This window comes from Peptacetobacter sp. AB845 (genome assembly GCF_047528295.1).
Taxonomy (GTDB): Bacteria; Bacillota; Clostridia; order Peptostreptococcales; family Peptostreptococcaceae; genus Peptacetobacter.
On the sequence record NZ_CP180001.1, the window covers coordinates 1,656,467 to 1,681,222 of the forward strand.

Below are 24,756 nucleotides of genomic sequence, written 5' to 3' on the forward strand. Positions count from 1 at the left end.
GGTATTTTCTGACACACCATTAATCTATAAAAACATATAATAAGGAGAAAAAAATGGCTGGACTTAATGAAACTCCAAGGGCAGAAAGGCTACATATTGGAATATATGGAAGAAGAAACAACGGAAAATCTTCATTAATAAATGCTATAACTGGTCAAAATATATCTTTAGTATCTGATTTTGCAGGTACAACTACAGATCCTGTCTACAAATCTATGGAACTTCATGGAATTGGGCCTGTTGTATTTATAGATACAGCTGGATTTGACGATGAGGGTGAATTAGGACAGATGAGAGTGGAAAGAACTCTTGATGCTGTAGATAAGACAGATATAGCAATTGTAGTGCTTTCTAATGAGAATATAATAAAAAATAAAAATAGTGAAAACTCATTAAAAAATTTAAATAGCGATATAAAAAATGAGAAAAGTGAAAAAGAAAATGAAATAGTATTAGATATTGAAATCGAAAAAGAATGGATAAATAAGCTAAAAAAAGCGAAAGTTCCATATTTAGTTGTAATAAACAAGATTGATAAAATATCAAAAGATGATTTAAATGCTATTTCTAAAAAGTTAGAAGATGATTTAAAAATAAAACCTATACTAACTAGTGCAGTTGATAAAAAAGGAATAGAGCTTATAAGAGAAGAATTAATAAGACTTTTACCTGAAGATTATTCTATGAGAAGTATAACTGGAAAAATTGTAAAAGACGGAGATACTGTTTTATTAGTTATGCCTCAGGATATACAGGCACCAAAGGGAAGATTAATACTTCCTCAGGTTCAGACAATAAGAGACTTACTAGATAACAAATGCTTAGTACTATGCTCAACAGCGGACACCATGGAGTCGATGATTTCAAAGCTTGTATCTCCTCCAGATTTAATAATAACAGACTCACAGATATTTGGAGATGTATACGCTAAAAAGCCGAAAGAAAGTAGACTTACTTCATTTTCTGTACTGTTTGCAGATTTTAAAGGAGATATAGATTACTACAGGGAAAGTGTAAAATCAATAGAAAATCTTACAGAATCTTCAAGAGTATTAATAGCAGAGGCATGTACTCATGCTCCACTTGAAGAAGATATAGGAAGAGTAAAAATTCCGAATAGACTAAGAAAGAAAATTGGAGAAGGCCTTACTTTTGATATAGTAGCCGGAAGAGATTTCCCAAAAGATTTAAGTAAATATGATTTGATAATACATTGTGGAGCTTGTATGTTTAACAGAAAATATGTATTATCTAGAATCGAATCTGCAAAAGAACAAAACGTACCTATGACTAACTACGGTGTAGTTATGGCATATTTAGCTGGTATAATAGATAAAATAGATTTCTAGTTGAAAATTTAAAATTATTTTTTATTTATAAAAATTTTATTCTAAAATATTGAGTATTAAAATTCTAAATGATTAAATATTAAATAAGATTTATTTTATTAATATATACTGAAAATGTTTGAACTTTTGGTCTATAATTCTAGACTAGAAGTTCTTTTTTTATTTTGATACTAAAATTTTACAATTTTATTTTATAAATTTAAAAAATATAGGCTTAATTAATGTTTTAATAGTATAATTTAGTAAAATCGTTGAAATTATAATGAAGTTAAAAAGAGTAAAGTGTGATATAATATAATAGAGTATGAATTTATAAGGAGGGATAAAATGAATTCTTCTATATTAGTAATTGAAGATGATGCAAGCATACAGGATTTAATAACAGAATTCTTAAGTGCAGAAGGATATAATGTGGATGCAGCAAATGATGGAATAGAGGGGATACAGAAATTTAAGGAAAATAATTATGACCTTATAATTCTAGATATAATGATGCCAAATCTAGATGGATATGGGGTATGTAAGATGATAAGAAAAACATCTAGTGTACCTATAATATTCCTTACAGCTCTAAATCAGGAGAGCGATCAGTTAAAAGGATTTGAAATAGAGTGTGACGACTACATAACAAAACCATTCTCATTTAACCTACTTGTTAAAAGGGTAGAAGCTATATTGAGAAGAAGCAACAAAACAATAAACGATAACTTTATAACTTTTGAAAAACTAAAATTAAATTTAGATACATATTCAGCAGAAATTGATGGAGATGTAATAGAGTTAACTCTTAAAGAATTTAACATATTAAAAGAGCTTATAGAAAAATACCCACAGGTAATAACAAGAGAAAGTTTATTAGATAGTATATGGGGATATGACTACTACGGAGACACAAGAATAGTAGATGCACATATTAAAAATATAAGAAAGAAAATAACTCTTCCTTATATAAAAACTGTAAAAGGTATAGGATATACACTTGACAAGAATATATAAGCGTTGGCAAAACATGAATATTAAGTATAAACTATTCTCTATAACAACTGCTCTTCTAGTTGCGTTGGCACTCTTGATATATGGGATGCTATATTTTCTATTACCTAAGTATTATCATAGATACAAGATAGAGGCTCTTCAAGATTCTGTTAAGCAGGCTGTTGCTGCAGCAGAAGGTGAAGATATAAGCCGGTTTGAAGAAGATCTTTATAGAATGTCTAAAGAGCAAAATCTTGCAATACTGCTTAGAGACAGAGATGGTAATATAATATATGGTAAAAATGAAGTTGTTTTCCTTAAATACAGTAAGTATTTAATAAATAACTTAAATAGCGAATATAGAATGTCTACAGAAGTAAATATCAAGGAGATGGATGAAAGTTGTGTTTTAGATATAATTATGCCACTACAGCCGATTAATGAGGCAAATAAAGTACTTAGGAATTTAGTTCCATTTACAATTTTTGCAGCGATAATGATTGGTATATTAGGGGCCTACATATACTCCAACACGATAACAAAGCCACTGATAGAAATGATTGAAAAAGAAAGACGAGAAGAGGAAAATAGGCGAGAGTTTATAGCTACAATATCTCATGAATTAAAAACTCCTATAACGATAATAAGTGGTCAACTTGAGGGTATGATATATAAAATTGGAAAATACAAGGATAGAGATAAATATCTGAAGGAATCATATACATCTACTCAAGAGCTTAAAGATTTAGTAAATGAAATGATTGAAATTTCAAAGACAGATATAATGTCTGCATCCTTTAAACCGACAACACTTAATGTTAGAGAACTTGTAGAGGTTATTCTAAAGAGACAAGAATTTCTTATCGACGAGAAAAATTTAAAGACTAAGGTTGTAATTAGCGATGATGCAAAAATAAATGCTGATAAGGATAAATTCTCAAAAGCATTGTATAATATAATAAATAACGCTATAAAATATACTCCAGAAGGAGAAAATATAAATATTAGATTTATTGAGAGAGGATTTAGACCATCTGTATTAGAAGTTGAAAATACTGGAATAACAATATCTGACGAATCTCTAAAAAATATATTTAATCCATTCTTTAGAGTTGAGAAATCAAGATCAAGAAGAACTGGAGGAAGTGGACTAGGTCTTTATTTAACAAGTCAGATTCTTACTAAACATGGTTTTGAATACAAAATGACAAATAGGGGAAATGCGGTATTATTCTCAATAGAATTTACAAGCAGAGAATCTTAATGCTAAAAAATAAAAGCTATAGTATAGGTATAATATATCTATGCTGTAGCTTTTTTTATTATTTTAATTTGAGAGAAATTATAATTGTACTAGTCTTTTTAAATGTAACCATACAATTATAGATAATAAAGAAATTTAGACAAATATATTTAAAAATTGTATGACTTAGGTTATTATATAAACATAGAAAAAATTAAATTTGTACTGCTTTTTAATTAATTGTTCTACAAAGGGGGATAAAAAATGAGAAACGTAGAAACACAAAATAAAACAAGATTAATAGCAATTTCAGCATTGCTAGCAGCATTAGTATTTTTAGCAACAGCGTATATTCTTCATATACCAATGGGAGGAAATGGGGGATATGTACATGTAGGAGATGCATTTATATACTTAGCTGCTGTTATACTTCCAACTCCATACGCAATGGCAGCTGCGGCAATAGGAGCAGGTCTTGCAGATGTAGCAACTGGGGCAGCTATATGGGCAATACCTACAATGATAATAAAACCTATATTGGTATTATTCTTTACTAATAAAACTGAAAAAATAATAAACAAAAGAAATATAATAGCTACAATAATTGCAGGAATAGTTGGAACTGTACTATATATGATAGCAGAAGGAATAATGATAGGAAGTATGCAGGCAGCATTTGTAATGAGCCTTGTAAGCCTTGTACAGCCTTTAGGAAGTGCGATAGTATTTATAATAGTAGGAGTTGCATTTGATAAAGCAAAAATAAAAACAAAATATAATTTATTAGCAGCATAAAGTTTAAACACTTTTTATATAATAATAGCTAATTTGCAATACAGCTACTCCCCAAGAAATGATCTAAGGAAAACACCTGAAAAGGTGTTTTTCTTTTTGTATAATCTTGTGTAAACTGAAATATAAAAAGGCCATTGCATTAATTGCAACAGCCTCAATTTATATACTATTATATTAATCTTCTATTCCGTATTTTTTCTTGCATACTTCTAGAGCTTCGAAAAGACCAGAAACTATTCTCTTTAGCTGATCTTCGTTGAAATCTGTGTATTTATTCATGTCGAATCCTTCACTCATACCTTTGTATAGGTAGTACATTTTTTTAGCAGAGAATTCAGGATTTGCATAAAGAGAAACATCAAGTTTTTCTGCAAGACCTTTTCTAATTTCTCTCATCTGCTGGAAATCAAATTCAGGATTTGCAAGAAGAGAAACTTCAGAACCTTCTTTTATAGCTTGTCTTATTTCGTACATCTGATGCATATCAAAATCAGTAGTTGCATAAGGTTTTACATCAAGGCCTATTCTAAGACCTTTTCTTATTTCACACATCTGTTCTGCATCAAAATCAGTAGTTGCATAAACAGAAACATCGCAATTTTCCATTAAACCATGTCTTATTTCATACATCTGGTCTCTAGAAAATTTAGGTTTAGCAAATATATCTACATCAACATTTTTTTCAAGACCTTTTACTATCTGTTCTAATCTATCTCTGTCAAATTTATAGTTTTCCCAAGCTGTAGTGTCTAGTCCATCATTTTTATAATGAGCTATTATATTAAGCTGCTGCTGAGTTACATTTTCGCCTGAAGCAAGTGCATTACCAACACATTCTCTAACTAATTTTACTCTATCTTCAAACATATTTTCATTTGAAGGATCAGCATAAGAAGAAACATCTATACCAGCTCTAAGTCCTAGTATAATCTGCTGTAACTGATATTCTGATAAAGCATCTATATCGAACGGAGATAAATCAAGTCCTGATTTTAAAGCTCCAAATATTTCTGCCATTTTGTAACTATCATAACTTTTCTTTGCATAAAGAGAAACATCAAAGCCTTCTTTAAGCCCCTTTGATATCCAATAAAGCTCCTGAGGAGAGAACTCTTCTTCTACGTATTTAGAAATATCATTTCCGTTTTCTAGAGCTTCTCTTATTGTTTTCATATCTTTGCTATCAAAATTTGGTTTAGCATAGATAGAAACATCTAAACCAGATTTTAAACCAAGTCTTATTTCTCTCATCTGTTCACTGTCGAAGCATTCATCTCTGTAAACAGAAACATCAAGACCTGAACTTAAACCTTTGTTTATTTCCCTAATCTGATTTGCATTGAATTTGTTAAATTTCATTGTAATCAACTCCCAAAATTATTTTACTTACACATATTTTATAAATTGTTTAAGACTTATTATAATAATTATATTACAAAAAGTAAACGATTTCTATACATTTTGAAATTTGAAAAAATAAGAAATGAAAAAATCATTTATTTTGTACCAGTACAATCTTAATAAAAAAGATAATACTGTACTATTATCTGAAAGGATTAAAGAAGTTATAGTATAATATAATTATAAAAATTAATTGATGAAAATTAATTCTATAATTAAATAATTTTTAAAATAATGAAATAGGAGTGATAAATTATGATGACAATATTCTATCCAATAGGAGACAGTCTTTATGTAAATCTTACAAATAAATGTCCTTGTAGATGCGTATTCTGTGTTAGAGAGGAACATGAAACAGTTGGAAATAATAATAGTTTATGGTTAGACCATGATCCATCAATGGAAGAAATAAAAGCAGATTTAGAAAGATTCAATTTAAGTGATTATAAAGAGATAGTATTCTGTGGATTTGGGGAACCTATGATGAGAATGGATGACCTTATAGAAACAGCAAAATACATAAAATCTAAAGCAGATATAAAAACAAGAATAAATACAAATGGACTTGGGGACCTTATTCATGAAAAAAATACAGCTGAATGTATAAAAGATTGTATAGACTCTGTATCAATAAGTTTAAATGCTCCAGATAAAGAAAGTTATTGCAGAGTAACTAGACCAAAATTTGGAGAACAGTCTTTTGATGCAATGTTAAAATTTGCTGAGGAATGTAGAGATTGTGGAATAAATATAGCATTCTCTGTAGTTGACGAGATTACACCTGAAGAAATAGAAAAATCTAAGGAATTAGCTGAATCTTTAGGAGTTAAATTAAGAGTAAGACATAAACGGTAATAAGTTATATCTCAGTGTATAAAATCAAGCTATGGATACGATTATCCAAATAGAAATGGTGTCTTACTTGAAAGGGAATTACCGTTTTTAAGAACAAGACCACTTATATCAGATTATGAAACACTGTAATTAAAAAGTTAATATAAATTTCAAAAAGAGCTTATATATTAGAAATCTGAAAAGGTGTCTAAGTATAAGCTCTTTTTATTTAGTTCAATTTAATATTTAGTCCAATGTTACAAAATTGTAAGGTTAGGTATTTAAACTGTAAGGTGAATCGATTTTTCCAATAACTGCTAAACAATATAATTAAATTAAAGAAAATAATAAAAGAGAGGTCGATTTTTATGAAATACATTATAAAAACTAACAACCTAGATAAAAAATATAAAAACTTTTACAGTGTAAAAGGAGCAAATCTAAATATAAGAGAGAAGAGAATTTACGGTCTTATTGGTCCAAATGGAGCTGGGAAAAGTACTACTATGAAGATGCTACTAGGACTTATAAAGCCTAGTGGAGGAAGTATAGAGATTATGGGAATGGAGATGAACGAAAAAAATAGAAGTAAGATTCTATCCAATGTAGGTTCTCTTATAGAAAATCCAGCATACTACGAGCACTTAACAGGTATGGAAAATATGAAAATAATGCGGAATTTGATGAATGTATCAGATGAAAATATTCCAGATATTTTAAAGACAGTAAATATTTACGATAGTAGAAATAAAAAAGTAAAAGATTACTCTCTGGGAATGAAACAACGTCTAGGAATTGCAATGGCTCTAATTTCATATCCAAGTATATTGATATTAGATGAGCCTATAAATGGACTAGATCCAGCTGGGATAATAGAAATAAGAAATTTAATAAAGACGTTACCAGAAAAATACGGAATGACAGTAATAATTTCTAGTCATATATTATCTGAAATAGAGCATATATGCGATGATATTGCTGTGATAGAAGACGGAAAGATAATTTTTGAAGATGAAATATCTGTATTAAAAGAAAAAGGAAGAGAGCAGATAAGAATAGATGTTTCAGATTTAGCTTTGGCAAAGAAAATATTAAACGATAGAAAAATAGTTTCAAAAGTAGAAAATAATAGATTAATGTTAGAAAAATTAAGCAATGATAAAATTGCAGAGATAAATCGAATATTTGTAGAAAATGGACTAAAGGTTTATAGAATAGAGCTAATTAAAAAAAGTTTGGAAGAAATATTCCTTGATTTAACAGGTAAGAAGGTGAGGATATAATGAAAGTCAATATATTAAAGGGAACATATCTTGAGTTTGAAAAAATGAAAAAGAAAAAGGTGTTTATGATAGCATTGTTGTTTACTTTGGTGACAATAGTTTGGACTATGGCTGTATCAAATAACTTTTATTCTAGAGGGAAAACATCTCCTAGTGATATGTGGCTATATGGATTGACTTCGATAGCACAGATTAACGCACTGCTTTCACCAATTTTCTTATCAATAACAGCATCTAAAGTGTCTGAAATAGAGCATAGAGGAGCAACTTTAAAGATTTTACTTACTAGACAGAGTAGAGCGAATTTATATTTATCAAAATTTGTGTATTGCGAAATAGTAGCTTCTTTATGCACAGTAGTACAGTTTTTAGGATTTATTGTAGCTACATATTTCTCTGACTTCTTTGAAGCTGTTCCAGTTTCACTAATGATACAATCTATAATTGCTGTAATCGTAGTAAATACAATGCTTATAGCGATATTTTTATTAGTTTGTATTTCTATAAAAAATCAGGTGTATGGTGTTGGTTCTGGACTGCTTTTAGGATTATTGGGAATAATCTCTATGTTGTTTCCAAGAAATATAGCAGTATTTATTCCAAGTTATTATTATATGGATTTAATTCCTGCAAGAATGATTATGGGGATGAAAAGAATAACAGGATTTGAAGTATTGCCATTTGATTTGGGGACAATAGGAATTGTTATGGTGTTTAGCTTATTCTTGATAGTTGTTGAATTGATGTTTTTTAATAGAAAAGAGGTGTAGAATATGCTTTTGAGATGTATAAAATCAGAAATTATAAAGTTAAAAAGAAGTGGCATAATCCCTGTTTTGATAATAATTCCGTTGATTGCTGTGTTTATGGGAACAGGAAACTATTATATGAATATAGGTGTACTTCAAAATAAATGGTACAGTCTTTGGACTCAGGTATCTTTGTTCTACAGTTACTTTTTCTTTCCTGCATCAATTGCATTGATTTGCTCTTATTTATGTAAGCTAGAACATGAAAATTCAAATTGGAATAAAATTTTAGCAGCTCCTATAAAAAGAAGAAATATAATTATATCAAAACTTGTGTCAGCGACAATTTTAATATGCTTTTCACAGATTATGGTTGCAATATTTTATATAATCGGTGGAAAAATAGTGGGATTAGATTCAAATATTCCTAAGGAATTGATACAATGGATTTCTCTTGGGGCTGTTGCGGGAATATCTGTAGCAGCAGTACAGCTATTTATCTCTATGAATGTGAGGAGTTTTGCAGTACCTGTTGGAATTTCAGTATGTTTATCTATATTAGGACTTAGATTTGTTATGGCAGAGAGGGCATTTTCTATTCCATATTCGTTAGTTATATACAGCATGAGTGCATTGAAGCCTGGCGGTTTTGGAGGAGATGTAATTGCAAAAATATTACTAACATCTCTTTTATTCACAGTGATATTTGCGTCAATAGAAAACATTATTTTAAAAAGAAAAGATGTATAAAAAATAAAAATTCAATAAAAAATTTTTGAAGGAATTTAATATAATTTATAGAATACCTTAAATACAGATATTTTATAAAGGAAATTGATAGCTATGGAAAAGATAAAGGTATGGACAAAGCAAAATAAAGATGTTCTTAAACAGTTAGAAAAAGACGGAAGATATATAGCAAGAAAAGAATATATAATGAAAGATTTGCAAGAACACGCAGATTTAGTTCTTGAAGTATACAATTGGTTATCGAGAAGTGGGCCACTTTCAAAGGATAAGCCTAAAGATGTAAGCTATCCTATTTGGGTATCTTTCAAAAAAGATGCGACAATGATGAACGATGAAAATACTGTAATATTAGAACTAGAGCTAGATCCAAATACGATAACTCATGTAAATATAGAAAAATGGGGAATGATTTTAAACTATTCATACATTCCAGCAGATGAAGCTGATGCTAAAAGACATAGACAGCTTTTGGCAGACTACGGTGTAAGTGATGCACAGGCGTATATGAGTAGATTTTATCCGCAGATAAAAATGGAAATTATGAGTAGTTGGGCGAGATTGTTTGACGAAAATGTAAAAGCAAATAGCGATGCATGCTACGGAAATATTTGGGAGGTGAAGGAAGAATGGATTACTCAAATAATAAAATAACTTTATATGCACTTCAGGCAGACCCTGTAATAGAGGCGATAAAGAAAGACGGTGTATGTTTTTCTAAGAAAAAATATGTTGAAAAGAAATATGTAGAAAGTGCAGCTGTATTTACAACTGCGTATTCTTGGTTTGTAAATGAGGCTGGTAGATTTGCTAAAAAGCCAGAAGGAGCTGAGTATCCGTATTGGGCCTTTAAAGACCTATATAACGTAGACCAAGCAAATGGTGGAAATGTGTTGAAACTAGAAGTTCCGCTAGATGAGGTAGTTCTTTTCGATGTTAGAGATTGGAATAGGATTATGTGCTTGAAGTATTTAGGAAAAGACGAAAAAGAAGAAGCTGCTTTTAGGGAAAAGATAGCTCCTTATGGGGTGTTAGAAACTAAGATAATGTTGACTAACTTTTATCCTGATTTGAAAAAGGAAGTAATGGATAGTTGGCAAAATCTTTTCAGAAATGAAGATAAGCTAAAAAATGGCGAGGATGTCACTAGAAACGGTATACAAGCTGGACTTTGGCAGATAAAAAAAGAATGGATAGTAGAAGGATTATAAAAGAGACAAGAGAATAACTGCTCTGTGCTCCAGTCCTCAGCACCCACCCCATTGTATGACATATTTATAGGATATGGTTGCTTGTGGAATTGTCGCTATAGAGCAGTTATTTCTCTTGTTCTTATTTTTTTATATTCAACTAAATGAGATGTATCAGAAAATTGTCTGGTACATATTTTTTTATGCAAATTTTTATGAAAAATTATATGTAAAAGTTTTTATAAAGAATTATGTAAAAAATATAAGACAACGCAAAATTATAGGTAAATAGATGATATACTTGCATGAAATTGTGCTGAATCAGAAAATTGTCTGGTACATATTTTTTTATGCAAATTTTTATGAAAAATTATATGTAAAAGTTTTTATAAAGAATTATGTAAAAAATATAAGACAACGCAAAATTATAGGTAAATAGATGATATACTTGCATGAAATTGTGCTGAAAACGATTTTTAATGTGGCACTTTTGCATTTTATTTGCCACAATGAAGGAAAAATTTTATAATTGCGGCAAATTACTGTGATATTTATAATAAAGATATAATAATCCTAGGAGATGAAGTAAAGTGATCACATTAAACGAAAGACAAAATAGTATTTTAAAATACTTATATAATAAAAAAGACTATACAACAATAAATGAAATATCAAAAGAATTTAAAGTTAGTGTAAGAACAATTAGATACGATTTAGATAATATAGAATATACGCTGAAGGATAATGAAAAGATTTCCTTAGTTAGAACGCCAAGATACGGTATCAAGTTGGAATTTAAAGGAAAAAGAGATATATTGACATTTTCATCAATTTTCGATTGTGTGGAAATCAATTCGCCAGAGGATAGGGTGATTTTCATAGCGATAAATCTTTTGATAGGAAATAGTAAAGTTGAGGAATTGGCAAATATGCTTTCAGTAAGTAAGAATACAGTTGTATCAGACTTAAAGAAAGCTAAAGAGATATTGAATAATCTAAGAATTAATGTAATTTCTAAAGCTTATATTGGAACTTGTATAGAAGGTGATGAGGAAGATGTAAGATATGCCTTTATCAATCTATACTATAAGATTTCAAATGCAGACAATTACAAACTTCTAAAAATGATTATAGATGATTTTGATTCTGTAAAAAATGATATAGAAAAAAGAATACACAAGGTAGAAAATAGGCTTTCTCTTGAGTATTCAGACACATCATTTAAAGAATTAATTATCATTATAATGTACTGCTTTATGAGGATGGGAGAGTATTCAAACTTTAACTATAGTGAAGAATACATAAAGGAAAAAGAGCAGGAAGAGGAATTCGAGGCTATACAATACGCATTTGCTGATAAAACAGAGGATAAGAAAGAGATTTGCTACTTAATGAAGTGGTTTAAAAGTGCAAAGGTCATGAGTTTTATAAATGATAAATCTGATGTAAAAATGGATGGTAATAAATATCTAGCTATGAGAATAATAGAGGATATGGAAAAATACACTGGAATAGACTATTCAAATGATTTTGATTTTGTAAATTCAGTTGTAATGCACTTCAGTGTGGCAATGTACAGAATGCAAAACAACTTTAAGATTGAAAATCCATTAAAAGAAGATATAAAAATGAGGTTGGGGATAATTTACCAAATAACAGAAGATGTTATGAAAAAATACGAAAGTGAAATCGGGGTAGAATTTCCTGACGACGAGGTTTCTTACATGGCTATGCACTTTGGAGCAGCCTTTGAGAGAAAAACTCAAGAAATATTTGATACAAAAGCATTGATAGTTTGCAACAGTGGACTAGCTACAGCAGGACTTCTAAGTGCGAGAATGGAAGTAATGCTTCCTCAGATACAGGTTGAAGGTGTATGTAGATTAAATAACTTAGAAGAAGAGTTAAAAAATAAGGATGTTGATATTATAATTTCCACTGTACCTATAAGAAATACAGATATTGAATATGTTGAAGTTAACCCTATGCTTAATATAGATGACGTTTTAAAGCTTAAAAAACTAGCATTTAATAACGTATACGAAAAAAGTAGTGAATATCTTGTTTCTAAGTACAAAGGAGATAAAATATCATCAGTTGCAGAAATTATTAGAAAGAGCAATGCAGCCTTCTTATACGATGCAGATAACTGGAGAGATGCAATAGCAGAAGCATCAAAACCGCTGATAAAATCTGGAGATATAAAGGAAGAATACGTAGACGATATGATAAAGGCGATAGAGGACCTTGGGACATATATGGTATTTATTCCGGAGATAGCATTTGTCCATGCTTCTAATAAGAATGTTGTAAACAATGCAGTATCGATGTTGACTTTAAAGAATGAAATTTATTTTGGTGATAACTCAGAGGTGAGAATTAAATCCGTAGTTGTTTTAGCGAACAAAGATGAAAATAAGAATCTAATTGAGTTAATCAACATACTAACTAAAAATAATAATGCAGAAAAATTTAAGAACGCAGAAAAATACTTTGATCTAAAAATAATGGTTTAAAAGTCAGGAGATAGAAAGATGATAGTAAAAGTAATAGATGAAGTTAAAAACTATGAAGAAGCGATAAAACTATCTTGTGATGAATTAGTTAAAAATGGCTCTATAGAAGATAGATACTACGATGCAATCCTATCAAAAATAGAGGAGTTTGGGGCATATTTTTGCATAGCAGACCATATAGCAATGCCTCATGCAAGACCAGAAGATGGAGCATTAAAAACTGATTTATGTGTATTAAAGCTTAATAAAGAAGTAGATTTTTTAGGAAAACCTATAAAAATATTCTTTACAATAACAGCTGTAGATAGTTCTTCTCATATAGATACAATAAAAAATCTAGCTGAAATATGTATGAACAAAGAAAAAGTAGAAAAAATATTAAATTCAAAAAATGAAAAAGAAATTATGGAGGTAATGTAATATGAAAACAATAATGGCAGTATGTGGATCAGGATTAGGATCAAGTTTTATGGTGGAAATGAACATAACAGATATATTAAATGAATTAGGTGCTTCTTCAGAATATCAGGCATCTCACAACTCTTTAGCAGATGCTACAGCAGATCAGGCTGAAATATTCGTAACAGGAAAAGACTTAGAAGCAAGTGCTTCTCATCTTCCAAATCTTATAGTTTTAGATTCTCTTTTAGATAGAGATGAATTAAAAGCTAAAATAAAAGAAAAAATAGGATACTAAGAAAAAATAAATAAAGGGATTGGTTATTAAAAGGATTAGTTATTAAAAAGTAATAAACTTTTATTAACAAAGGAGGAAAATATGAACGGAATATTAGGCGATTTAGTCGATTTTATTAAAGAACCTTCTGTACTTGTAGGGTTTATAGTATTAATAGGTCTTTTATTACAGAAAAAAGCTTTTGAAGATGTAGTAAAAGCTACTTTAAAAGCAATGGTTGGTTTCGTTGTAATATCTGCATCAGCAGACGTAATATCAGCATCATTAGCACCATTTGGTGAGATGTTCCAGTACGGATTCCATATAAATGGGGTAATACCAAACAACGAAGCAGTAGTTGCACTTGCAATTAAAGACTACGGTCAGGCAACAGCACTTATAATGGCATTTGGTATGCTTGCTAATATATTAATAGCTAGATTTACAAAATTCAAAAATATATTCTTAACAGGTCACGTTACATTATACATGGCTTGTATGGTAGCAGTTATACTTTCAGTATCAGGAATGACAGGTGTACAGTTAGTATTTACAGGGGCTTTAGCACTTGGAATAATAATGGTACTTTCACCAGCAATGTGTCAGCCATTCATGAAAGATGTAACAAAAAATGATTCAGTTGCATTAGGTCATTTCTCATCAGTTGGTTACGCTTGTGCAGGATTAATAGGTAGAGCAGTTGGTAAAAACTCTAAATCAACAGAAGAAATGAACGTACCAAAATCTTTAAGTTTCCTTAGAGATTCAGTTGTTTCTATATCAATAACAATGTTAATACTTTACATAGTAGTTGCAATAGCAGCAGGTGCAGAATATGTTGAAACAAACTTATCTGGTGGACAGAACTTCATAGTATTCTCAATGATGCAGGCATTAAAATTCGCAGCAGGATTCATATTAATCCAGAACGGTGTTAGACTTGTTCTTAACGAAATAGTTCCAGCATTCAGAGGAATCGCTACAAAACTTGTTCCAAACTCAAGACCAGCACTAGACTGTCCTATAGTGTTCCCTTATGCTCCAAATGCAGTACTTGTTGGATTCATAAGTTCATTTATAGGTGGTATAGTATCAATGTTTGCACTAGGTGCTATGGGACTTACAATAGTAATACCAGGCGTTGTTCCTCACTTCTTCTGTGGTGCAACAGCAGGGGTATTTGGTAACGCAACAGGTGGTAGAAGAGGTGCTATACTTGGAGCATTCTTCAATGGTATATTAATATCATTCCTACCAGTTGGATTATTACCAGTATTAGGTAACTTAGGTGTTGCAAACTCAACATTCTCAGATGCAGACTTCGCAGTAGTTGGTATAGTTCTTGGAAAACTACAGCAGTTCTTCGGAGGAAATGGAGTAACAATAGCTTTAGTAGGTATAGTTGCACTAATGGTTATATACTCAATGATATCAGGAAAGAAAAAAGCTACAGAAGTAGCAGAATAGTATAAATAGGGATGTCGCAGAATTCTGTGGCATCCCTTCTTTATTTTATGGAGGTCATAATAAACAAGAAAAGACTAGTTAAATTTTGCTCCAGTCCTCAGCGCCCCATTCTATTATGTAACACATTTATATGTATGGGGCGCTTGCGGAATTGTCGCTTAAATTTAAACTAGTCTTTTCTTTTACACATTATTAAACTGATACCCAAAATAAGAGAAGGGATTGCCACAGAAAACAACTACGGCATCCAAATTTATATTATTTTGCAGCAAGTTTAAAACTGAGAAAAAGAAAGTAAATTCGCTAATAGATATGTTTTGCTTTAAAAGTTAGTGATTTATATAATATAATAAAATAAGAATATAATATTATTTTAATGGAGCTGATAAAAATGAATAAGTTATTAAATAAATTTAAAGGATGTATTTTAGGTGGGGCTGTAGGAGATGCATTAGGTTATCCAATTGAATTTATGTCTGAAGATGAGATATTTTTTACTTATGGAGAAAATGGAATAACAGAATACAATTTAAATAATGGAGTTGCAGAGATTTCTGATGATACACAAATGACACTTTTTACTATAGATGGTTTGCTTTTATCTGATGGGGATGAGATAGAAAGTTTAAGAAAGTGTTATATAGATTGGGCAAATACTCAAATGGGCGAGATAAATATTGGAATAGAAGGATATTCTAATTTAATGAATATAAAAGAATTGTTTGCTAGTAGAGAGCCTGGAAGAACTTGTTTGATGTCAATTTGGAATGGAGCAAATGGTACATTAGAAACGCAAATTAATAATAGTAAGGGGTGTGGTGGCATAATGAGAACCGCACCAATAGGATTATATTTTAAGAATAAAAATCTAAAAGAGACTGCTTTTTTGGCAGCAAAAGCATCGGCACTTACACATTCTCACGAACTTGCTTATCTTTCATCAGCTATATTTGCTGTAATTATAGCTTGCATTGTTCATTATAATATGAATATTGAGGGGGCTATAATAAAATCAATAGAAGTAGTTAAGGAATGCTTTATAGACAAAGAATACACCTATGAATTGATAGAAATAGTTGAAAAGGCATTAAAACTTTCAAAAGAGAATCTTGAAGAACTTGAAGCTATACATATACTTGGAGAAGGATGGGTTGCAGAGGAAACTCTTGCAATAGCCATATATTGCTCTTTGAAATATAGCAATAACTTTGAAAAAGGAATCATTGCTTCTGTAAATCATAATGGAGATAGTGATTCCACAGGATCTATTACAGGAAATATTCTTGGAGCATACTTAGGTATAGATGGAATAAATAGAAAATTTTTAGATAAATTAGAGTTAGTAGATTTTATAGAAAATATTTCTGAAAAATTATATAATAAAAAACAATATATGAAGAACAACTAACGAAATAAAAATAGGCTACGAGCAATTATTATCCTATCATCCTTTCCTTACATCAAAATAACAAACTGAGGGCAAGAGATATATCTGCTCAAAAGCGACAATACTGCAAGCGCCCCACAACTGCTAAATGTGTTATTCTAACAGTGTGGGGCGCTGAAGCCTGGAGCCAAGAGCAGATATACTCTTGTCCTTGTTATTTAGTTCCGAATAATCTATCTCCAGCATCTCCTAAACCTGGTAATATGTATCCATGTTCGTTTAATCTTTCGTCAAGAGCTGCTACAAATATATCAACGTCTGGATGATATTTGTGAACTTCTGCTATACCTTCTGGAGAAGCTACTAAGTTAACTAATTTAACACTTTTAGCTCCTTCTCTTTTAACAACATCTATAGCTGCAACTGCAGAACCACCAGTAGCTAGCATTGGGTCTACAACTATCATATCTCTTTCGTTTATATCTTTAGGGAATTTGCTATAGTATTCAACTGGTTTTAAAGTTTCTGGGTCTCTGTATAGACCAACGTGTCCAACTTTAGCAGCTGGAACTAATGAAAGTAATCCGTCTACCATTCCTAATCCTGCTCTTAATATTGGAACGATACCTAATTTTTTACCAGCTATTACTCTAGCTTTAGTTTTAACAAGTGGAGTTTCTATTTCAACTTCTTCAAGTGGAAGGTCTCTTGTTATTTCGTATCCCATAAGCATTGTTATTTCTGTTAATAATTCTCTGAAATCTTTTGATCCAGTGTTTTTATCTCTCATTAAAGTTAATTTGTGCTGAACTAATGGATGATCCATTATTACTACTTTGTTCATAGATAAGCCTCCTAAAATTTAATCTGTCTAACAATAAAAATTGTTTTATGCGTAATTGATTCTTAATATACACACACTTTTTCATATTATACCAAAAATCTTAACATTTTTCATCTATTTTTTGTATTTTGCTTAAAAATAATAATTTTAATTAATTTTATTGTTAAAAATTCAAAATAAATTCATACAAAAACACGAAAATTATTTAATTGTTTTGATTATATCTTCGTGTTTTTATCTCTTCTCTCTGTTGATTAACAGCTTTATTCAAAATATCGCCTTCTAAATATTCGACCATATCCAAATAATCTAGAGATTCATTGAAATATCCTATATTTGCTGCAGCTGAGGATAAAGATAAATAGTAAGAGTTTTTAGCATCTTTGGTGCGAGGATGATTTAAAATATTTTTTAAATTGCAATATAATTGATAATCATCTTTTGACTCATTGTATTTTTCAATAATTTTATTATACTCTTCTGTAAACTTCTTATTTTTTCTTTTTTCACTAGAAGTTGCAAGTGCAGAAAATAATATAAAATGTAAAATCCAAACTGCGACAACTATGATAGTAAAAAGCAGAGTACTTTTTATACGATTTATAAAGCAAATTGGAATAAGTAGAGCTAAGATTAAAGTAGAAATATAGGCAAATGATGATTTTCTATTTTCCCACTTTATACTACTATACCTTTTGCTGCTCATATCATTTAAATTTTTAGCAGCAAGTACAGAAATAATATATCCTAAATTTTCTCTCTGATTTGGTAGATTGTTGTTGCTTTTCTTACTTGCATATAGTTTATATCTTGTTCCACTCTTAAATTGGATAATTATCTTCATGCCGAAAATCCCATTTTTTAAAGCAATTCCCTGCATATCTTTAAACTTGAAAAAATGGTAATCAGTTGCTTTATCTACTTTCAACTTACTCATAAATCCAAACAAAAGACCTTCATTATTTATAGAAATTATACAATTTTGATTAAATGTTACATTATTTATCTTTTGAATAACTGCTAGAATTAAATGATTTGGAATAGAAAAAATCTCCTTAGAGACATTTGGTAAAACTTGCTCGGTCATAACTTTATATAAAGTTTCTTCGTCGTACATAAGCTTCATAGGAAAATCTCCTTTCTATAAGGAATAAAATATTATTTATAACTATATTATAACTTATATTTAAAAAATGGAGATGAAAAATGTGAGGAAAATAACACTAACACCAAAAACTCACGCATTACAATTTAATAAACTGTAAGAATAAAGAAGATATTTAATTATGGTAAAAAATTCGCAATGCATTGCCGAAGAAACTCATGCACTAGGATTTACTGATTTAAAACATAAAAAAATAGAAGTAACAAATTAACAGCGACAATCTGGAAGCGCCACAAACAATTTAAAGTTCTTATAAAAAGTATGTGGCGCTGAAGCCTGGAGCGTTAATTGTTGCTTCTATTTTTTCTATTTTACATCAACAATTCTTAATGCATGAGATTCGCATGCTTCTACACATGCAGGCAGTAGTCCAGCCTTTACTCTATCATTACATCCATCACATTTTACAATCTTTTCATTTAAAAACTTAGGAACATCAAATGGACAGACAAAAGAACAAATCTGACATCCTATGCAGTTCTCATCATTAGTAATGACAAATCCTGTAATAGGGTCTACAGAAAAAACATCGTGAGCGCAGTTGTTTAAACAAGTAGGATCCTCACAATGTCTACAAGATTCTGTGATTAATCTAAAAGAATTAGTTACAGGATTCTCAACCCTCTTCATCTTTCTGCAACTAAGTCCTTCTTTATCCGAATGAACTTTTGCACATGATGCATGACATTTAAAGCAAGCATTACAAAGGTCCATATTATAAACTATCTTTTTCAAAATAAAAAACCTCCCCTATAAATTTCTATTTAACAAAAAAATTAAAAATAAATTCAAATCTAATTTTACACGAAAGAAAGAAGGATTTCAATTATAAGTAAAGCCAATATATACAAGTTATAAAATAAACCAAGATATATAAGCTATAAGAGAAATCAAAATATACAACTTATGAGTAAATCAAGGGATAGTATCAAACTAAGAGAGTTATTCTGCGAAACTTTTAAAAAATATGATATAATAAAACAATGAGACAAATTTTTAGTTGAATGTACGATTTGAAACAATTTGATTAAAAGAAAGACTTAGAATAATTGATTTAATAATTTGATTTAATACTATATTGAAAATACTAATTAAAAAGGAGGAATAAAATGGAAGTAGATAGAAAAAAACTTACACCCATGATGAAACAGTATATGGAAACAAAAGATAGATACAAAGACTGTATACTATTTTATAGATTGGGCGATTTTTATGAAATGTTCTTTGATGATGCAATAGTAGCCTCAAAGACACTTGAAATAGCACTTACTGGAAAAGCTTGTGGCTTAGAAGAAAGAGCTCCAATGTGTGGAGTACCTTTCCATTCTGCCAATTCATATATATCAAAATTAGTCGAAAATGGGTACAAAGTAGCAATAGGTGAACAGCTAGAAGACCCAGCTAAAGCAAAAGGGATTGTAAAAAGAGATGTTATAAGGGTTATAACTCCAGGTACGGTATTAGACGGATCTCTTTTAGAAAATAAGAAAAACAACTATCTTATGTCTATATACAGAAACAAAAATATGATCGGACTGTCTTATGTAGATATAAGTACAGGAGAATTAAATGCGACTTATTTAAATGAGGAAAAAATAGTTGAAGAAATAGCAAAAGTAAATCCTTCTGAAATAATAATAAATGACCTTTCATTTGTTGAAAAAATTAGAGACATAGCAACAGTTGGAAATATATACATAAATGAGAGTTTTGACGAGAAAATGGAGGATGAATCTATAATATTCGACTATTTCTCAAAAGAATATATAGATACTTTGGATTTAGATAATGACGGACTTATAAAGAAAAGTATAGCAATTATTTTAAACTATATATTCTCAACTCAAAAGCAGATAACATCAAATATGAGCTCTGTAAATGTCTACAACTCTGCTGAGTATATGGTACTTGATATGTTTACTAGAACAAATCTTGAATTAACTCAGACTATAAGAGGTGGGAAGAAAAAGGGCTCACTTCTTCATGTACTAGACAGAACTTCAACTGCAATGGGTGGTAGACTTCTTAGAAAATATGTAGAGCAGCCACTTATAAACAAAGAAAAAATAGAATATAGATTAAATATAATAGAAGAAATAAACGATGATTATATTTTAAAAGAAGATTTAATTGAAATATTAAAGAAAATTTACGATATAGAAAGAATCTGTGGGAAAATAGCCTTTGAAAAAGTAACTCCAAAAGAGTTAATAAATCTAAAAAATTCTATAGAAAAACTTCCTTTATTAAAAAATACTGTTGAAGGCTCAAGTTGTGTAATTTTAAAGGAATATATAGATAGTATGGATACTTTAGAGGATATTTACGAATTGATATATGATTCTATAAAAGAAGATCCTTCTATTACAATAAAAGACGGAAATATTATAAAATCAGGATTTAATAGAGAATTAGATGAGCTTAGAGATATTTCTAAAAATGGAGCAAATATCATAAAGGATATAGAAGTAAAAGAAAAGGAAAGAACAGGGGTTAAATCATTAAAAATAGGATTTAATAAAATTTTTGGATATTATATAGAAATTACAAAAGCAAATTTAGCTCAGGCAAATATAGATGAAAGCTACATAAGAAAGCAGACTCTTAGCAATGCAGAGAGATTTATCACGCCAGAATTAAAAGAAATAGAAGAAAAAATTCTAAATGCAGAAGAAAAAATAAAAGCTATTGAGTATGAAATATTTACAGAAATTAGAGGAGCAGTTTATAAAAATATAAACAGAATACAGGAAGTTGCACATATAGTTGCAAATGTTGATGTATACGCATCACTTGCCGAAACAGCATCTCTTAATGGATATGTTAAACCAAGTATAAATAACGAAAATAGATTAGAGATAAAAAATGGTAGACATCCTGTTGTTGAAAATATTGTAGGAATAGAAAACTTTGTTCCAAACGATACATATTTAAAAACTGGAGAAAATACTATAAACATAATCACAGGGCCTAATATGTCAGGTAAATCTACATATATGAGACAAACTGCGATAATTGCACTTATGGCTCATATAGGGTCATTTGTTCCTGCAGAATACGCTGATATTCCAATAATGGATAGAATATTTACAAGGGTTGGAGCAAGCGATGATTTATCTCAGGGGCAGTCTACATTTATGGTTGAGATGAATGAAGTTTCAATGATTCTTAAAAATGCTACAGACAAGAGTTTAGTTATACTTGATGAAATAGGTCGTGGAACTAGTACTTATGACGGAATAAGTTTGGCTTGGTCTATAGTTGAGTACATTCAGAAAAATATAAAATGTAAGACGTTATTTGCAACTCACTACCATGAATTAACTGATTTAGAGGATGAGTTTGACGAGGTTAAAAACTACTCTATAGGAGTTAAGGAAGACGGAAATGATGTAATATTCCTTAGAAAGATAATTCCTCAGGCTGCAGATAAAAGTTATGGAATATATGTTGCTAAGTTGGCAAAATTACCAGATGAGGTTATAAACAGATCATCTGAGATACTTTCTGACTTAGAGAAAAATCACGTAAGTAATATGAGTGTTTTAAATGCACTTTCTTCTGATAATGGGAATAGTGAATTTACGCAGAATGTAGTAAATATAAGTGATAGAGTTGCTGAAAAAATAATTTACGAAGATAAAAATCTTGAAGAATGTAAGAGTTTGAAAGAAGAATGTAAAAGCTTAAAATCAGAGGTTGGCAATTTAAAAACAGAAAATGATAGTTTAAGAAATCATAATGAGAACTTAAATGATAAAAATAAAGAGCTTGAAGAAAAAGTAGAATCACTTTCTAAAAAATTAAAAGAAAAACAGTCTAAAAAGAGTAAAAAAGTGGAATACAGTACTTCAGGAGTCCAGATTTCATTTGGAAGTATGGAAAAGAGCAAGCTAGAGGAAGAGATTTTATCTTTAAATCTTATGAATATGACTCCATTAGACGCTATGAATAAAATATTCGAGTTACAGAAAATAGCTCAGGAAGAAAGTTCAAAATAGAAAATTAGGAGGTTATTATGAAAAATAGAATAAACCTGCTAGACGAAATAACAATAAATAAAATTGCAGCTGGAGAAGTTGTTGAAAGACCAGCATCTATTGTAAAGGAATTAGTTGAAAACTCAATAGATGCTGGGGCTGATAGAATAATAATAGAAGTTGAAAATGGAGGAAAGTCGCTTATTAAGATAACTGATAATGGGTGTGGAATTCCTTCAAGTGAAGTTAAGAAGTGCTTTTTAAGACATGCAACAAGCAAAATAGATAAGATAGATGATTTATTTAATCTGTTTACGCTTGGATTTAGAGGAGAGGCACTGGCTTCTATTTGTGCAGTTTCAAAATTAGAAATGACTACAAAATTTGAGGATGAGGCTGTTGGAACAAAAATCACTTTAGTTGGAGGAAATGTAGAATCAAAAGAGGCAGTAGGTGCAAATACTGGAACATCTATTGTGATTAAAGATTTATTCTTCAATACTCCAGCAAGAAAGAAATTTTTAAAAACTGACCATGCTGAATTAATGAATATTACAGATATTGTAAATAAATTGGCTATAGGCTATCCAAATGTAAAATTTAGATACCTTAATGCAGGAAAACTTATGGTCAATACTCCAGGTGATGGGAAACTTTTAAGTGCAGTTAGAAGTATTTACAGTAGGGAAACTGCAGAAAATTTAATTGAAATTAACTACGATTGCAGTCTTTTTAAGATAGATGGATATATAGGAAATAACAATATATACAGGTCTAATAGAAATTTACAGCATGTATATATAAATGGTAGATTTGTGAAAAGCAAGATTCTTTACGATGCGATTGCAAACGCCTACAAATCTATAATACCTATAAACAAACATGCAATTTGTTTTATAAACTTACACCTTGACCCTGATAAAGTGGATGTGAATATACACCCAGGGAAGATAGAAGTTAAGTTTGAAAAGGAAAATGAGATAAAGCTAGAAATAATGGAGTATTTAAGGGCAAAACTTCTTAAAGAAAGCTTAATAGGTAAGTATGAAACATTTGATAGAGTACCTAAGGATAGAGCAGTAAAACAGGAATTTGTGGCAAAACAAGGTTTTGATGATAATACACTTAAAATGAATAATTTTGGAAATACAAGTCCATATATTAATAGTACTAGCTCAGGCCTTGATACAAAAGAAATTAAGCCAATAGATTTATCTGATGAGGTAGATGTAAACTCATTTATTAAGTTAGACGATTTTGAAGAGAAAAAGAAAAACTTAGAAGGAAAACCTAAATCTGAAGTAAAATCTAAAGCTAATGAATCGAATAATAGCTCATTAAAAAATAGCAATTCAACAAATAAAAATTATTCGCATGGATTTAGTAGATATAACGATAATAAAGATATATATAATAAAGATATAGATAATAAAATCAACTATTATGGAAATGCTAAAAATTTAGAGGAAATTAATAAAATATCTGAAACTGAATCACAGATGGCATTTACTGCTGATGGTGCGATACTTGATTCAGAAAAAAGAGATGAGATTGAAAAAAAGGAAGCAGGATTTTCACTTAAGTATTATAAAGTTGTAGGTGTGATATTTGATACTTATATAGTACTTCAAAAGGGAGAATCAATGTACCTTATGGATCAACATGCAGCACATGAAAGAGTTCTTTTTGAAAGATATATGAATGCCTTCCACAAAAGAGAGGTACACATGCAGATGCTTTTAGATCCAATAGTTTTAGAGCTATCTAGTGTTGATATGCTGCGGGTTGAAAAAAATATAGATGTGTTTAAAAATTTTGGGTTTGAAGTAGAAATATTTGGTATGAATAATATTTTAATAAGGGGAGTGCCTAATTTATTTGGAACTCCTCAATCAGAAAAGTTCATCCTAGAATTGATAGATAATATAGATAAAATATCAAACAACTATGATTTAAAGGATGATAGATTTGCAGTAATGGCTTGTAAATCAGCAATTAAAGCAAATGATAGGATTCAAAATATAGAAATAGAATCTCTATTTAGACAACTTGAAAAGTGTGAAAATCCATACACTTGCCCACATGGTAGACCTACAATGGTTGAAATTTCTAAAGTTGAAATAGAAAAGATGTTTAAAAGAATAATGTAGTAATA

General features: G+C 29.9%; 21 protein-coding genes. 17 read left to right on the forward strand and 4 right to left on the reverse strand.

What is annotated here, in order from left to right; genetic code table 11:
• The first annotated feature begins 53 nt into the window (after positions 1 to 53).
• From hydF to ACK2WO_RS07825, 4 genes are all read left to right on the forward strand, one after another.
• A complete protein-coding gene (gene hydF, locus ACK2WO_RS07810) occupies positions 54 to 1,349 on the forward strand; it encodes a [FeFe] hydrogenase H-cluster maturation GTPase HydF (RefSeq protein ID WP_414697335.1) in 1,296 nt (431 codons plus the stop codon).
• A 327-nt stretch (positions 1,350 to 1,676) separates the two neighbouring features.
• Positions 1,677 to 2,345, forward strand: coding sequence for a response regulator transcription factor (locus tag ACK2WO_RS07815; RefSeq protein ID WP_414697336.1), 669 nt, complete (start codon positions 1,677 to 1,679; stop codon positions 2,343 to 2,345).
• A 13-nt stretch (positions 2,346 to 2,358) separates the two neighbouring features.
• Positions 2,359 to 3,588, forward strand: a complete 1,230-nt coding sequence (locus ACK2WO_RS07820; RefSeq protein ID WP_414697337.1) for a sensor histidine kinase — start codon at positions 2,359 to 2,361, stop codon at positions 3,586 to 3,588.
• 243 nt (positions 3,589 to 3,831) lie between these two features.
• Positions 3,832 to 4,362 (forward strand): TIGR04002 family protein, encoded by a 531-nt coding sequence (locus ACK2WO_RS07825; protein WP_178411951.1) that lies wholly within the window; start codon positions 3,832 to 3,834, stop codon positions 4,360 to 4,362.
• A gap of 174 nt (positions 4,363 to 4,536) precedes the next feature.
• Here ACK2WO_RS07825 and ACK2WO_RS07830 read toward each other — a convergent pair whose 3' ends face one another.
• Complete coding sequence (locus ACK2WO_RS07830) at positions 4,537 to 5,721, reverse strand: hypothetical protein (protein WP_414697338.1); 1,185 nt, start codon at positions 5,719 to 5,721, stop codon at positions 4,537 to 4,539.
• A gap of 297 nt (positions 5,722 to 6,018) precedes the next feature.
• Here ACK2WO_RS07830 and ACK2WO_RS07835 point away from each other — a divergent pair, with 297 nt between their 5' ends.
• The 11 genes from ACK2WO_RS07835 (at position 6,019) to ACK2WO_RS07885 (ending at position 16,633) form a co-directional block, all read left to right on the forward strand.
• Positions 6,019 to 6,618, forward strand: coding sequence for a TIGR04100 family radical SAM protein (locus ACK2WO_RS07835; protein WP_414697339.1), 600 nt, complete (start codon positions 6,019 to 6,021; stop codon positions 6,616 to 6,618).
• 347 nt (positions 6,619 to 6,965) lie between these two features.
• Positions 6,966 to 7,880: an ABC transporter ATP-binding protein gene (locus tag ACK2WO_RS07840; protein ID WP_414697340.1), complete on the forward strand. Its 915-nt coding sequence runs from the start codon at positions 6,966 to 6,968 to the stop codon at positions 7,878 to 7,880.
• Positions 7,880 to 8,650, forward strand: a complete 771-nt coding sequence (locus tag ACK2WO_RS07845; protein WP_414697341.1) for an ABC transporter permease — start codon at positions 7,880 to 7,882, stop codon at positions 8,648 to 8,650. The genes ACK2WO_RS07840 and ACK2WO_RS07845 overlap by 1 nt, the downstream gene beginning before the upstream one ends.
• Positions 8,651 to 8,653: 3 nt before the next feature.
• The gene (locus tag ACK2WO_RS07850; protein ID WP_414697342.1) at positions 8,654 to 9,379 is read left to right on the forward strand and encodes an ABC transporter permease; all 726 of its coding nucleotides are present in this window, start codon (positions 8,654 to 8,656) and stop codon (positions 9,377 to 9,379) included.
• A 93-nt stretch (positions 9,380 to 9,472) separates the two neighbouring features.
• Positions 9,473 to 10,030 (forward strand): DUF3841 domain-containing protein, encoded by a 558-nt coding sequence (locus ACK2WO_RS07855; protein WP_414697343.1) that lies wholly within the window; start codon positions 9,473 to 9,475, stop codon positions 10,028 to 10,030.
• Positions 10,006 to 10,587, forward strand: a complete 582-nt coding sequence (locus ACK2WO_RS07860) for a DUF3841 domain-containing protein (RefSeq protein ID WP_414697344.1) — start codon at positions 10,006 to 10,008, stop codon at positions 10,585 to 10,587. The genes ACK2WO_RS07855 and ACK2WO_RS07860 overlap by 25 nt, the downstream gene beginning before the upstream one ends.
• Before the next feature lie 569 nt (positions 10,588 to 11,156).
• Positions 11,157 to 13,082: a BglG family transcription antiterminator gene (locus ACK2WO_RS07865; protein ID WP_414697345.1), complete on the forward strand. Its 1,926-nt coding sequence runs from the start codon at positions 11,157 to 11,159 to the stop codon at positions 13,080 to 13,082.
• A gap of 18 nt (positions 13,083 to 13,100) precedes the next feature.
• On the forward strand, positions 13,101 to 13,502 hold the full coding sequence (locus ACK2WO_RS07870; RefSeq protein ID WP_178412206.1) for a PTS sugar transporter subunit IIA: 402 nt from the start codon (positions 13,101 to 13,103) through the stop codon (positions 13,500 to 13,502).
• Position 13,503: 1 nt separating this feature from the next.
• Complete coding sequence (locus ACK2WO_RS07875) at positions 13,504 to 13,779, forward strand: PTS sugar transporter subunit IIB (protein WP_006439487.1); 276 nt, start codon at positions 13,504 to 13,506, stop codon at positions 13,777 to 13,779.
• 81 nt (positions 13,780 to 13,860) lie between these two features.
• Entirely contained in the window at positions 13,861 to 15,225 is a 1,365-nt protein-coding gene (locus tag ACK2WO_RS07880) for a PTS ascorbate transporter subunit IIC (protein ID WP_178412205.1), read from the forward strand.
• Between the two features lie 391 nt (positions 15,226 to 15,616).
• Positions 15,617 to 16,633, forward strand: coding sequence for an ADP-ribosylglycohydrolase family protein (locus ACK2WO_RS07885; protein ID WP_414697346.1), 1,017 nt, complete (start codon positions 15,617 to 15,619; stop codon positions 16,631 to 16,633).
• A 193-nt stretch (positions 16,634 to 16,826) separates the two neighbouring features.
• Here the strand turns inward: ACK2WO_RS07885 and upp are convergent, their stop codons facing one another.
• From upp to ACK2WO_RS07900, 3 genes are all read right to left on the reverse strand, one after another.
• On the reverse strand, positions 16,827 to 17,456 hold the full coding sequence (gene upp, locus ACK2WO_RS07890; RefSeq protein WP_414697347.1) for a uracil phosphoribosyltransferase: 630 nt from the start codon (positions 17,454 to 17,456) through the stop codon (positions 16,827 to 16,829).
• Positions 17,457 to 17,661: 205 nt separating this feature from the next.
• Positions 17,662 to 18,582: a hypothetical protein gene (locus tag ACK2WO_RS07895; RefSeq protein WP_414697348.1), complete on the reverse strand. Its 921-nt coding sequence runs from the start codon at positions 18,580 to 18,582 to the stop codon at positions 17,662 to 17,664.
• Between the two features lie 345 nt (positions 18,583 to 18,927).
• Complete coding sequence (locus ACK2WO_RS07900) at positions 18,928 to 19,356, reverse strand: 4Fe-4S dicluster domain-containing protein (protein ID WP_414697349.1); 429 nt, start codon at positions 19,354 to 19,356, stop codon at positions 18,928 to 18,930.
• A 374-nt stretch (positions 19,357 to 19,730) separates the two neighbouring features.
• On the opposite strand from ACK2WO_RS07900, the gene mutS reads away from it, so the two are divergent.
• Entirely contained in the window at positions 19,731 to 22,622 is a 2,892-nt protein-coding gene (mutS, locus tag ACK2WO_RS07905; RefSeq protein WP_414697350.1) for a DNA mismatch repair protein MutS, read from the forward strand.
• Between the two features lie 17 nt (positions 22,623 to 22,639).
• On the forward strand, positions 22,640 to 24,751 hold the full coding sequence (gene mutL / locus ACK2WO_RS07910; protein WP_414697351.1) for a DNA mismatch repair endonuclease MutL: 2,112 nt from the start codon (positions 22,640 to 22,642) through the stop codon (positions 24,749 to 24,751).
• Positions 24,752 to 24,756 lie beyond the last annotated feature (5 nt).